11 protein-coding genes are annotated in these 12220 nt (G+C 48.3%); 6 read left to right on the top strand and 5 right to left on the bottom strand.

The annotated features are described in order from the left end of the window. The first annotated feature begins 2 nt into the window (after positions 1-2). Positions 3-806: an ATP-binding cassette domain-containing protein gene (locus tag ACE3MZ_RS19680; protein ID WP_411343802.1), complete on the top strand. Its 804-nt coding sequence runs from the start codon at positions 3-5 to the stop codon at positions 804-806. Then, positions 806-1612 carry an ABC transporter ATP-binding protein gene (locus ACE3MZ_RS19675; RefSeq protein ID WP_411346859.1) on the top strand — a complete coding sequence of 269 codons (807 nt, stop codon included), beginning with the start codon at positions 806-808 and terminating at the stop codon, positions 1610-1612. Before ACE3MZ_RS19680 ends, ACE3MZ_RS19675 begins: the two co-directional genes overlap by 1 nt. A 164-nt stretch (positions 1613-1776) precedes the next feature. Here the strand turns inward: ACE3MZ_RS19675 and ACE3MZ_RS19670 are convergent, their stop codons facing one another. Next, on the bottom strand, positions 1777-2358 hold the full coding sequence (locus ACE3MZ_RS19670) for a helix-turn-helix domain-containing protein (RefSeq protein WP_411343801.1): 582 nt from the start codon (positions 2356-2358) through the stop codon (positions 1777-1779). A gap of 171 nt (positions 2359-2529) precedes the next feature. Here ACE3MZ_RS19670 and ACE3MZ_RS19665 point away from each other — a divergent pair, with 171 nt between their 5' ends. From ACE3MZ_RS19665 to ACE3MZ_RS19655, 3 genes are all read left to right on the top strand, one after another. Next, positions 2530-3261 carry an AzlC family ABC transporter permease gene (locus tag ACE3MZ_RS19665; RefSeq protein WP_411343800.1) on the top strand — a complete coding sequence of 244 codons (732 nt, stop codon included), beginning with the start codon at positions 2530-2532 and terminating at the stop codon, positions 3259-3261. Continuing rightward, a complete protein-coding gene (locus tag ACE3MZ_RS19660; protein WP_411343799.1) occupies positions 3258-3581 on the top strand; it encodes an AzlD domain-containing protein in 324 nt (107 codons plus the stop codon). Before ACE3MZ_RS19665 ends, ACE3MZ_RS19660 begins: the two co-directional genes overlap by 4 nt. Before the next feature lie 285 nt (positions 3582-3866). Then, positions 3867-6767 (top strand): family 78 glycoside hydrolase catalytic domain, encoded by a 2901-nt coding sequence (locus tag ACE3MZ_RS19655; RefSeq protein WP_411343798.1) that lies wholly within the window; start codon positions 3867-3869, stop codon positions 6765-6767. Positions 6768-6918: 151 nt separating this feature from the next. On the opposite strand, the gene ACE3MZ_RS19650 is transcribed toward ACE3MZ_RS19655, so the two are convergent. The 3 genes from ACE3MZ_RS19650 to ACE3MZ_RS19640 form a co-directional block, all read right to left on the bottom strand. Then, on the bottom strand, positions 6919-7626 hold the full coding sequence (locus ACE3MZ_RS19650; protein ID WP_411343797.1) for a Na-translocating system protein MpsC family protein: 708 nt from the start codon (positions 7624-7626) through the stop codon (positions 6919-6921). 241 nt (positions 7627-7867) lie between these two features. Further along, the gene (locus ACE3MZ_RS19645; protein ID WP_411343796.1) at positions 7868-9430 is read right to left on the bottom strand and encodes a hypothetical protein; all 1563 of its coding nucleotides are present in this window, start codon (positions 9428-9430) and stop codon (positions 7868-7870) included. Positions 9431-9909: 479 nt separating this feature from the next. Next, the gene (locus tag ACE3MZ_RS19640; protein ID WP_411343795.1) at positions 9910-10284 is read right to left on the bottom strand and encodes a YtxH domain-containing protein; all 375 of its coding nucleotides are present in this window, start codon (positions 10282-10284) and stop codon (positions 9910-9912) included. A gap of 343 nt (positions 10285-10627) precedes the next feature. Here ACE3MZ_RS19640 and ACE3MZ_RS19635 point away from each other — a divergent pair, with 343 nt between their 5' ends. Then, a complete protein-coding gene (locus tag ACE3MZ_RS19635; RefSeq protein WP_411343794.1) occupies positions 10628-11092 on the top strand; it encodes a gamma-glutamylcyclotransferase family protein in 465 nt (154 codons plus the stop codon). 118 nt (positions 11093-11210) lie between these two features. Here ACE3MZ_RS19635 and ACE3MZ_RS19630 read toward each other — a convergent pair whose 3' ends face one another. Further along, positions 11211-12095, bottom strand: coding sequence for a helix-turn-helix domain-containing protein (locus ACE3MZ_RS19630; protein WP_411343793.1), 885 nt, complete (start codon positions 12093-12095; stop codon positions 11211-11213). Positions 12096-12220: the final 125 nt, after the last annotated feature.

Below are 12220 nucleotides of genomic sequence, written 5' to 3'. Positions count from 1 at the left end.
TCATGTTGACATTGCAGGAAGTGAGCATTTCCAGTCGTCAGCAGATGCTTGTGGATCACGTCTCCCTCTCTCTACGTGCAGGTGAGTGGCTCGCGCTGGTCGGTCAGAGCGGTAGTGGCAAAAGTTTGCTGTCGCAGGGCATTGGACAGATGCTGCCTAATAATCTGCGGATGAGCGGTAGTGTAATGTTTCGGGATCAGGAGCTGACTACATTACCACCGTCCAACCTTCGCAGTCTGCGTGGACGGCAGATCGCGTATGCGTTTCAGGATTATCAAGGCTCCTTTACTCCGTTTCTAAGGATTGGTCAGCATCTGGATGAGTACCAGCAGGTGCATCGTGAGAAGTCGCGTGCGGTGCGGCGGCGTAAAGGAATAGAAGCACTGGAATCCGTCGGATTGGACGGGAATCTGTATGAACGATATCCGTTTCAACTGAGCGGCGGGCAATTGCAGCGTGCTTCTATCGCGCTTGCCCTACTGTTATCGCCAGCGCTGCTTATTGCGGACGAAGTGACAACTGCACTGGACAGTGTATCCGGTCATCGGATTCTGGAGTTGCTGCGAGATAAGCAGCGAGAAACGGGGTGCGGCATTCTGTTCATCACTCATGACTGGCGACATGTACGCCGATATGCCGATCGACTGGCAGTGATGAAGGATGGTCAAATCGTCGAAACCGGTAATAAACATCGGGTGCTGGATCATCCGCAGCATGAGTATACACGGCAGCTCATTGCCGCTGCGCCTATGCTGCAACGACCGGGACATGTGCTGACATCCGGTTTGGAAGGAGTAGAGCCATGATGACATTGCTGCAAGTAAGGAAATTGTGCAAATCGTACCGACACCAGCGTCCGCTAATTGTAGATAATGACGAAGAACAATCGCAGTCGTCACATATGGCTGTAAATCAGGTGTCATTTGATCTAAATCAGGGTGAGTGTCTAGGGCTAGTAGGCGAAAGCGGATGTGGCAAAAGCACGCTAGCACGCTGTCTCATGCGGATCGAACGCATCGACAGCGGACAGATCATATGGAATGGACAATCGTTAGAGTCGTTAAGCGAACGGCAGCTGTATCCATGGCGCCGCCGCATGCAGATCGTTTTCCAAAATCCGTCGGCTGCACTGAATCCAAAGCTGAACATCCACGATTCTTTACTTGATCCGTATAAGCAGTATAAGGATGTGTTGAGCTTACAGCACTTTACAGCGAGATCGGGGAAGCAGCTGGTCAACGAATTGCTGGATGCAGTGGAGTTGCCGACCGAACTGGCAGACCGATATCCGCATGAATTGAGCGGTGGACAGCGGCAGCGGGTGACGATTGCACGAGCAATCAGCATTGAGCCGGAATTGATCATACTGGATGAGCCGACGGCAAGTCTGGATGTAATCTCGCAGGGGGCAGTGCTGAAGCTGTTAACGGAGCTGAGAGAGCAGTTGAATCTGTCGTATCTGTTTATTTCGCACGATCTGGCAGCTGTGAGCCGAATGAGTCAGCGGCTGATGGTGATGAAGGACGGGCGTATAGTCGATACATTTGATCAACAGCAGTTATTCGCTGAGGATCGGCATGAGTATACAAGGGAATTGATCTCGATTTTCTAATATTGCAAAGTTCTAACATTCCAATGAATTGTAGAATCACAAATACTTGTAAGCATGGAAAAGGTTCTAGGATCAGAACAAAGAGGCAGAACAGATACTTGTTACCACATATCTGTTCTGCCTCTTTGTCATGTGGTCATGATAACGTGGAGATCGGCTTGCGGTTACAGCTGATGCGAGCCATCTTCGGGATAATACATGACCATAAAATAGCTGGCTTTTTCATTCGAATGATTAAAATAGCCATGCGGAATCGTACCGGAAAATTGCAGCGCGTCTCCTTCGGACACTTCATACTGCGCACCGTTCAGATTCACAGTGATGGTGCCTTCTTTCATAATTAGATACTCCTCGCCTGGATGCATTTTGAGTGGTTCGGTTTCAAGTGGATGCGAGCAGCCGGGGAGTAGATCGACGACATACACTTCGAATTTCTTTTCCGGGTGGTAGGCGAAGAAGGGATACACCAGATACTTGTCATCGCTATCGGTGATTAGATTCAGGTCTTTGATATTCAGCTTGCGAATGGGCTGCTCCTCTTCTTTGAGAAAGGTAGTAAACGACACTTGCAGACCGTTAGCGATCTTCCAGAGGGTGGTAACAGTCGGATTGGATTTTTGATTTTCAATCTGCGCGAGCATCGCCTTGCTCACACCGGTCAGCTCGGATGTCTGCTCTAGGGTGAGATTACGACTTTTGCGCAGTTTGACAAGATTGCGGGCAACAGTATGTTGAATGGCTTCCATTGGTAGTCTCCTTTAGTATGAAAATTTAATATAACAGACTATTGTATGTTATATAGAATGTATGTATACTATATTAAACTTTAGTCCATTGTAGCATATGGATAGCTTGTGAAGGGATAGACAGTTTGGATTGTACATAGTGTATAACTTACAAGGAAGGGACAGGGGAATATGTTGAGCGAGCAAGTGGAAACGATACAAGATCGAACGGCAGTGGAGCCTACGTTTGGGGAAGGGGTGCAGGATTGTATTCCGACGTTGTTAGGCTATATTAGCATCGGGCTGGCGGCAGGTATTGTCGGGGCGGCTTCGCATCTGAGTGTGCTGGAAATGACCTTGATGTCGATTCTGGTGTATGCGGGAGCGTCGCAGTTTATTATTTGCGCCTTGCTGGCGGTACATACACCAGCCTCAGCGATTATTTTGACGACGTTTATTGTGAATTTGCGGCATTTTCTGCTGAGTGCGACATTAGCGCCGCAATTCGCCCGATATTCGCTGTGGAACAATCTGGGCATCGGTTTGCTAGTAACGGATGAGTCATTTGGCGTGGCAGCGGGACGAATTGCGGATGGACGTCCGCTGAATGATCGCTGGATGCATGGCTTGAATATTACGGCATATCTCGTCTGGATCATCTCGTGTACCATCGGTGCGCTATTCGGCAACTGGATCGCTGATCCAGAGATGTTCGGGCTGGATTACGCACTGACTGCGATGTTTATCGCACTGCTGGTACTGCAACTGGGCAGCATATTACCGAACAAACTCAATCATATTCTGCGTCTAATTGTGTATATGGTCATTGCGATGGTCGTGTTGTCGTTATTCATGTCGACGCAGTTGGCAGTTATTCTGTCGACAATAATTGTAGCGACGATCGGGGTGGTGACTGAGCGATGAGTGTAGAGTGGAGTGTATTGCTCGTTATTATTGGTTGTGCGCTCGTAACGATGCTGCCGCGGGTCATTCCGTTTCTCGTTGTACGTAATATCGCCTTGCCTACTGCCGTGATGAGATGGTTGTCGTATATCCCAGTATGTATTTTGACAGCATTGATTGTGGAAAGTGCGCTGGATAAGCAAGGGAGCGCTCTACATGTCGATTGGCATGCGGTCATCGTATTGGTGCCGACGCTGCTCATTGCGTTGAAAACGAAAAGCTTATCGATCACTGTTATTGCAGGTGTCGTACTCATGGCAGGCGTGCGTTATTGGCTCTGATCCAGATATGGTAACGTGCAGATGCGGTAGCAGAATGTGCAAATGTTGCTGAACCCAAACCTCCCTACGCGTCTCAAACAGCTGTCCTTATGTTCAGGGCGGCTGTTTTTTATTTGCCAATCTGTCAAAAAACAGCAGGAATGCGCCATATTTCGGGGAAAAGTAAAGAAAGCATTTTTGCATGTGCTGGGATCTATTCGTTCTATATCATCGTCGCAGCTGTAAATGACATATTCACCGCATTGCCAATGGATTCATCTGATCATACAGAGGAGAGATGCAGGAATGTCTGTTATTGAGATTACAGAGGTATTATGTGAATACCGTAAGCGTTTGCTAGGTACGGATATCGCCATGCCGCGTTTTAGTTGGAAGCTACATAGTGCAGAACGGGGCATCATTCAGCATGCATGTCGACTGCAATTGACGCTGGCGGACGATATCGACTTTCATGATCCGCTCTGGGATTCCGGCAAAATAGAGACAGAGCAATCGATCCAGTTTGCCTACGAAGGAAAGGAATTGCGCGCACGTACAGCGTATAGTTTCCGAGTGAAGGCATGGTCGTCCTGTGGGGCGGAGAGTGAGTGGAGTGAGGCAATCACAGTGGAAACTGGATTGCTGCATCCTAGTCAGTGGCAGGCAAAGTGGATCACACCAGATGTAAACCGTATTCATCGTGAATCGGAGCCGATATTCCAATTGCGGCGTGAATTCGAACTGGATCACGATATCGTATCTGCTCGCGTGTATGCGACTGCTGCCGGAGTGTATGAGCTGTATATCAATGGACAGCAGGCATCGGACGATGTGCTGGCACCGGGCTGGACGAGTTATCATCATCGGCTGCAATACCAGACGTATGATGTGACCGCTCTGCTGCGTAATGGCGGCAATGCGATCGGAATCTGGCTTGGAGACGGCTGGTATCGGGGCAAATTGGGCTTCAACGATGCTCACTTTGTATATGGCGATCATCGGGCGGCGCTGCTGGAGCTACATGTGCGGTATCGTGATGGACGAGAACAGGTCGTAATTAGTGATAGTAGCTGGAAAGCGTCGACTGGACCAGTACTGTATTCCAATCTGTATCATGGGGAAGTGTATGATGCGTCGCTAGAACAACACGGATGGAATGAGCATGGATTCGATGATTCACATTGGTCACCAGTACAGACACTGCGTCTGCCGTATGAACCGCTGCTGGCGCAGGAAAATTGGGCAACCGTTGTGACGCAGAAGATACAACCGGTGAAGACAGGGATCACGCCAGCTGGTGCGCATATTCTGGATATGGGGCAAAATATGGTTGGACGGTTGCGACTATCTGTACGAGGAGCGGACAAAGGGAGTGAGATTACGCTGCGTTTTGCCGAAGTGCTAGATGCGGAAGGAAATATTTATTTTGGCAATTTGCGCACGGCGAAGCAGACGGTCACCTACCGGGCATCTGGTGATGAGCATGAACAGTATGCACCGCATTTTACGTTTCAGGGGTTCCGGTATGTGCAGGTAGAAGGATATCCAGGGCAGGAGCAGCACGGATTATCGTTAGCGGATTTTAGCGGGGAAGTGCTGCATTCGGATATGCCATCTACGGGTGAATTTGCTTGTTCTGATGATCGGATCAATCAGTTGCAGCAAAATATCCGCTGGGGGCAGCGTGGCAATTTCCTTGATGTGCCGACCGATTGTCCGCAGCGCGATGAACGGCTAGGATGGACGGGTGACGCGCAGGTGTTCATCTCGACAGCGCTGTTCAATTATGGCGGCGGACCATTTTTCACGAAATGGTTGCATGATGTACAAGCGGAGCAGCAGCCGGATGGGGGCATTCCCTTTGTTGTGCCTAATATTATCGAAGGGTCTAGCTCGGCGGCATGGGGCGATGCGGCTGTAATCTGCCCGTGGACGATGTATCAGTATTATGGGGATACCCGTTTGCTGGCAGAGCAGTACGACAGCATGAAGCGCTGGGTCGACTATATTCGAGCGCAGGGCGAGGATGAATATTTGTGGAACACCGGCTTTCATTTTGGCGATTGGCTAGGCTTGGATGCCAAGGAAGGCGATTATGTGGGAGCAACTCCGACCGATCTGATTGCGACGGCGTATTACGCTTATTCCTGCCGATTGGTGGCACAGGCGGCGGACGTGCTGAATCTGCTGGACGATGCAGCGTATTACCATCTGCTGCATGAACAAGTCGTACGAGCATTTCGCGAGGAATTCGTAACGTTGCGCGGACGAATCGCTGCACCGACTCAGACTGCGCATGTGCTAGCGCTTGTATTCGATCTGGTGGAGCCAGCGATTCGGGCACGGGTGGCAGCTGATCTGAATCGGTTAGTTGTGGACAATGATTATCATCTGACGACCGGGTTCGTCGGTACACCGTATCTGTGCTTTGCGTTGTCAGATCATGGGTATCATGAAACGGCCATGCGGCTATTGACGCAGCAGTCATATCCGGGCTGGTTGTATTCGGTATCACAGGGGGCGACTACGATCTGGGAGCATTGGGACAGCATCAAGCCGGATGGCTCCTTCTGGAGTGACGATATGAATTCGTTCAATCACTATTCGTACGGCGCAGTGGGGGATTGGATGTACCGCCGCATTGCTGGACTGGATATGCGAGAAGATACACCGGCTTATCGTCGTATTCGTCTTCATCCACAGTTTGGCGGTCGTCAGCTTACATACGCACGGGCTGCACACGAAAGTCTGTATGGAACGATTGAATGTGGCTGGACACTGGATCATGGGCAACTGTTCGTGAATGTGCGTATTCCTGCGAATACGACCGCCAGTTTAACATTGCGCGGTGCCGCTGCTGAGCAACTGTTGGAGAGTGGACAGAATGTCCATGTAGTAGCAGGTATTTTGCGAGTGGAGAAGGAGGCAGATGGCGTACGTTTGAAAATCGGCTCTGGTGTCTACCGATTCAGTTATCCGGCAGGCGGCTTGTTCCGGCGTACGTATACCGAGCAGACGATGTTATCGGAGCTGCAAATGGATCAGCAGGCGGTAGATGTGCTTAACCGTCATGCACCACAATTGCTGAATGGTGCGTTAACGAATATCGTTCATCAGTCTTCCTTACGTCAGATTGCTGATAACAAAATAACACGCGTATCCGAGGAGACGCTGGGGCGAATCGTCAACGAACTTCAGCATCTGTAAGCATGCAAGCGCAACAGTAACCGTACCAACAGCAAATAAACATAATAAACAATGCAATCCATAAACAAACAACCGATCTCATGTTACTGCAACAATGCAGTCATGAGATCGGTTGTTTGTCGTGGATCAAAAGCGGCTATGCCGAGTATGATCAAGCTTTGATTTTCTTGGATGTACCATCGGTTTGGAACGTGAGGATAAGCAGACTATTATCATGTTCAAAATCCCAGTCGAGAAAAGCACTGTCCAGCTGTTTGCCGAGAATGTCTTCTACCGGCAACTCTTCAACAAAGCGGTCCAGTTCCAGCTCACGCTTGGAAACACGCAGCGCATTGTTGAAGCCTTTTTTGATAATCCGTTTTTCCAGACTAATCAGCAATCCTTTACGAATCACGACCAGAATGGAGGAAGTCATCCAGAATGATTCGATATCGGTCGGTGTTTTTTGCACATCTTCGGTGATCTGACTGACTTTCATATGCAGATCGGCTTTACCGGAGTATAGGTCTTCTGTGAGTCGATCAGGTTCCAGATTGAATGCAGCGACAATCGAAGCGCAGTTTGATTCTTCTTTCCAATCAATAAAATGACTTACGACCGTACTTCCTGTCGCCTGTTCGATTTTCTTTTTGATCGCTGGGAAAATGAATTGATCCAGTAAAATATACACATGCGTATAACGTTCATCCAGATCGTCCGGCATTCTGTTATCATTGGGATCGGTTAAGTCGTTCAGAAAGATAGCAACACAATGTTCATTGGTATGAATATCGATGGAGCTGGGCAGCTTGCCAAATTGACTTTGACCCAGCAATTCAAGCTGTTGGGTAATGGCTTCCAGATTGATGGTATGCGGCACGGCAATTTCTCCTTTACAATGTGAAAATATGGTTGTTTAGTATTAACCACAAGTAGAGAGAATGTAATCGGTGTTAAGCGACTTGGCGAGCAGAAATACAGACTTTTTTATACGTATCAACGTGTTTATGCGTCTTTTTACAGATGAATAACTGGATATTTCCAATTCTATTATGATGAAGAACCGACAAAAACAGGCTGCGCAATGAAAGCGCAGCCTGTTTTGCTGGAATATATGGATATCAATACGAAGTGAGCAGCCAGTTTGTTTTCGTCCATGACAGTTTGCCAGAGCCTGCACCGTCAGAAGCTTTCAAACGACTAATCAGTGTAGATGGATCGTCTGTCTGGTACGTATACGGCAGTGTGGTGAAGCCATTCCACGAGAAGGTGAGCGCCGCAGCCGGATAAGGAGCAAGCGGGCTGCCAGCGGTATCGCTGTTGCCGCGGAAGGTCGTGCCATTGGCGGTGTAGATCGTATCGACCGCACGGATTTTACCGGTATATTTGGCATCATTGGGATCGGTCTGGTTATTGCGAATCGGTGAGGCAACGCCGATAATATTCGATTTCTCTACCAATACAGCGCCACCTTCGGTCGAGATCGCACCATTGCTAGTTACGGTGAAATGGTAGCCTTTGGACGTGATTGCTTTTTCCATTGCGTCTGTGATCTTGCTCTTGGCACTTACTAGACCGCTTGCATCCATTACGATATTGTAGGCATGGGCATTGCCGCCACGCAGACGCGGCATGCGATCTTGGGAATCCTGATAATAATTGTGATGCAGCGTCACTTGCAGATCAGCATTGTCCGATGCAAATTCCGTTGCACCGACCAGATGCGTTTTCTTCTGTCCGCTAGCGATGGAGATAATATCCGCTTGGCTCAGTCCGACGGCGCTACTGCGCAGATAGTTGTACATCGGATACGATGCTTTGTCCGCTTCCATCGCTTTCACCTGTTGAGTGACCCAGCTGTTGGAGCTGCCGTCATCTCCACGGAAGTAGGACCATGAGATCGTTACGCCATTGCTGCCTTTTTTCACATCGACGATACCGTCATAGGCTTTGTTAAATGTACAGTGGTCGATCCATGCTTTGTTCGTTTGCTCCAGCGTCAGATAATCCCAGTCGTTTTTGTCATAATCGCCTTTGCTCGCTTCATCCCATTCCCACAGTTCGTCAAATTCAAGATTGCGGATGATCAGATTGGAACTGCGCTTCACGGTAATACCGACATGCTTGATCTTGGCACCGTTAGCGGAGAAAATGGTCAATCCGTCGAATCCGTCAATCGTCAGTTTACTGACACCTGTTTTCTTAAGCACAGGATGAGTGAGGGGCGCATTGTGTGCGGCAAATGGGGACGTTTGTGCGGCTGTCGGTAATTCACTCCAGCCTAGATTGAGATCGTTCATAATCTCGATCACCTTGATGCCGGAGCCTTTTTTCAGTGCTTGAGCGAGATCAGTGGCATTGTATACTTTTTTGTAGCGGGAATCGGTCTCGGCAATGGAGCCGCCGCCCGGATTGCCAGCTGAGAAGCCGGTCAAATTGTAGGCGCTATATGTAGTAGCCTGCGCAGCAGCCAGTGTGCCAACACCGGGTTCAGTTGTCGTTGCACCCGGCTCGGAAGAAGTGATTTGCGATAGCGGCGATAAAATGTTAACGTTTGCAAAATTAGAATGAATAAGAGAGGGCGAAGAGGCAGCAGCCGATTGACCGACGACAGAGAGTCCGCCTAACAGCAATGCACTACTAAGCAGCCAGGCAGTTCCTTTTCTAAAACTTTTGTTCTTCATGTGTTAATCTCTCCTTTGTAATTCATAATGTAAGTGCTTACATTTAAAAGTTAGCATGGGTTGGAAGGGACAGGTATAGGTTGAAAGCACCAAAAGCACGTATAAAAAATGACATATTAACGAAGACGATAGGAGAATACCGAAGACATAGCAGTAAACTCATACGTTATAGAATGAAACGGAATACATATAGAAATGGGATATATAGCTTCCTCGTTGACCACAATGAGCAGATAATGAACGAATCAGACGCTGATCACATATGCAAAACATAGTCCAAGGCATGGTTCAAAAGGCGATGTCTTCACGCAAAATTGATGCTAAAGTCAGGTGACGAAAAAGTAGGAAATTGGCGTAATAAGGCGAATGTGTACACATACGCAAATCAGTCAGCACGAAATCCATACAAAAATGCAGCCAATCAATCGGTGAGATACCGATCAACGGACTGCATTCTCGACGTAATATAAGATTTCATTTTACAGGGCTGCGGATTGGTTTGAACCGCCTTCAGGCAGGGAAGTCGTGGACGAAGGTCCTTTGAGTTTGTTGACCTCGCCGGTCAATTCAGCTTTTGCACCTACGATCATTTCTTTCCATTCCTGTACGACACCGATCGCTTCTTTGACGACTGGCGTAATTTCTTTGGCAAGTTGAATCAGTTCCTCGGTGTTCGATTTCACTTCTTGCCCTTTGACTTTCAATGTCGTTGTCAGGTTGGAAGCCGACGAACTGGCACCTGATTTCAGACTTTCGCGCAGGTCTTCACCTGATTTGGGAGTAAACAGCAGAGCCGCTCCTATACCAACCAATGCACCGGCAACAACGCCGAATAAAAGATTTTTCTGTTCCATAATTATCATCTCTCCGTTCATTCAAAGAATAGGCTGTAGCTCATACTTGAATCGCTATCTAAGTTGTATTACCCACGATTGACGGTTGCGCCTACGTAAAACGCAAATGGTTTGGAGAAAAGTATTACGTAGTCAGCCCAAATACCGCAATCGCCGCATTATCGCTACCGAATCATCTTGCTCCTCTAGCATATCATAGCGAGTGAGCTGGCATAAAATCATGCTAGTAGAGCAAGCAACTTCGTTGTTGTATTATCAATCGGATGATGGGGATATCGGAGCACTATCACTAGGAGAGCCGTTGGAAATTGTGTTGATCAAAACATGGCAGGAGGCATAAGTGATGCAGAAAATGGCTTCATATCGGATGTTTTGTTACGGGACGTTGACCAGTATGGAATTGCAGATGATTTTGTTTGGCGGAGTGAAGCCGATGGAACCGGCAGTATTGCCGGGGCATGCGATTGTGGCGGACGAGGATGGTTACTTTTACCTGCGGGAAACACCCAAATCCAACGTTCATGGACAGTTGCTGCGGCTAACCGAAAAGGAACTGGAGATGGTCGATACCTGGGAAGATGTGCATCGTTCGTTGTATGAGCGGCAGACGATTCAGGTGGAGGTCGAAGTGGAGCCGCAAGGCGGTACAAACCAGCTGTCCCGTACAGAAATGGTATATACCTATATGAAGGTCAATCCTCAAGCGGCGCATTCGATCCAAATCGGCACGATCTCCAACCATCCCCTGCAAGATGTGCTGGAAATGGCGAGACAATTGCGTTTGGAAGAGGACGATTCATCGGAATAAATGATCATCTGATTACGGCGCTTCCTGTTTCGCCAACGTACCGATTCATATGCTAACCGTCTCTATGCCGATCCATATACTAACTATCTGTATGTGCCGATCATGGAGATGGTCGTCGCTATCTGTGATGCTGTTTGCGATATTCCAGCGGCGAAACGCCGATCTGTTTTTTGAATAATTCCGCGTAATAAGCGGAGCTGTTAAAGCCGCTGGCAGCCGCAATCTCTGTAATATTCAACTGGGCGTTATTCATGTAGTCTATACTTTTTTGCAGCCGATAGCTGTTCAAATATTCAATCGGTGTTTTGTGTAACGATTGCTTGAATAGCGCACAGCATTTGCTTCGGGATACCGAGCCAGCGGCAGCGATATGGTGAAGCTGTACAGATTCAGCGAAATGCTGCTGAATATACGCAAGCATCTGCTTTACCGCTTCCATATCTCGTGAATGTCCGCGATGAGAGCCATACTGGGCAATCGTATTCCGGTACAATTCCCAAAACAGCAGTTCATAGCGGCTCAGTGCCATCCATTCATATCCATCCTGTCGCTGCTGGCAAATCTCGTACAGCTCGTTAAGTTGCTTCAGCACTTGGCGCTTCCAATGCGTCTGCGTGTCCAGTAGGAGCGCCCCGGTATACTGATCCTCGATAAAGGGGCGGATATACTGCTCCTCCATGTACGTATTGCGCACTAGCAGTGAAGGGCTGAGCAGTAGCACCCGAAATTCACAATCTTCCTCATCTCCATATCCGTAATGCAGACGATTGGAATTGACAAATATCCCCTGTCCCGCTTCCAGCGTATATGTCTCCCCATCTACAAAATAGTACATATGCCCGCTCAACACCCATACCCATTCCCAATCCTGATGCCAATGACAGGTCGCCGCCCGATTCTGAAAATACGAAAGTCTGGACGCACGCGAACGAATCGCCAGATGCGGCGTATCATATTCAACAATTTCCGAACCATTGTCCATAATATTCAATTGCTGCTGCATAGACCCTCCTGTGTACGATTGTTATAAAAAAGAATCCTATTTCGATATTTCTCATCGTTATCTCACACTATAATCATACTATAGTTATCATACAACGCTGCATTAGTAGAGAGAAGGTTGAAGAA

It is taken from the genome of Paenibacillus sp. WLX1005, from assembly GCF_046603685.1.
GTDB lineage: Bacteria > Bacillota > Bacilli > Paenibacillales > Paenibacillaceae > Saccharibacillus.
The sequence above is the reverse complement of the archived record's forward strand: the minus strand, read 5'-3'. Positions and strand labels throughout refer to the sequence as shown.

Excerpts from the sequence above, each read along its gene's own strand:
- ACE3MZ_RS19640 (WP_411343795.1), bottom strand. The coding sequence starts at position 10,284 with ATGGAACAGAAAAATCTTTTATTCGGCGTTGTTGCCGGTGCATTGGTT.
- ACE3MZ_RS19630 (WP_411343793.1), bottom strand. The coding sequence starts at position 12,095 with ATGCAGCAGCAATTGAATATTATGGACAATGGTTCGGAAATTGTTGAA.
- ACE3MZ_RS19665 (WP_411343800.1), top strand. The coding sequence starts at position 2,530 with ATGTTGAGCGAGCAAGTGGAAACGATACAAGATCGAACGGCAGTGGAG.
- ACE3MZ_RS19670 (WP_411343801.1), bottom strand. The coding sequence starts at position 2,358 with ATGGAAGCCATTCAACATACTGTTGCCCGCAATCTTGTCAAACTGCGC.
- ACE3MZ_RS19645 (WP_411343796.1), bottom strand. The coding sequence starts at position 9,430 with ATGAAGAACAAAAGTTTTAGAAAAGGAACTGCCTGGCTGCTTAGTAGT.
- ACE3MZ_RS19680 (WP_411343802.1), top strand. The coding sequence starts at position 3 with ATGTTGACATTGCAGGAAGTGAGCATTTCCAGTCGTCAGCAGATGCTT.
- ACE3MZ_RS19675 (WP_411346859.1), top strand. The coding sequence starts at position 806 with ATGACATTGCTGCAAGTAAGGAAATTGTGCAAATCGTACCGACACCAG.
- ACE3MZ_RS19635 (WP_411343794.1), top strand. The coding sequence starts at position 10,628 with ATGCAGAAAATGGCTTCATATCGGATGTTTTGTTACGGGACGTTGACC.
- ACE3MZ_RS19660 (WP_411343799.1), top strand. The coding sequence starts at position 3,258 with ATGAGTGTAGAGTGGAGTGTATTGCTCGTTATTATTGGTTGTGCGCTC.
- ACE3MZ_RS19655 (WP_411343798.1), top strand. The coding sequence starts at position 3,867 with ATGTCTGTTATTGAGATTACAGAGGTATTATGTGAATACCGTAAGCGT.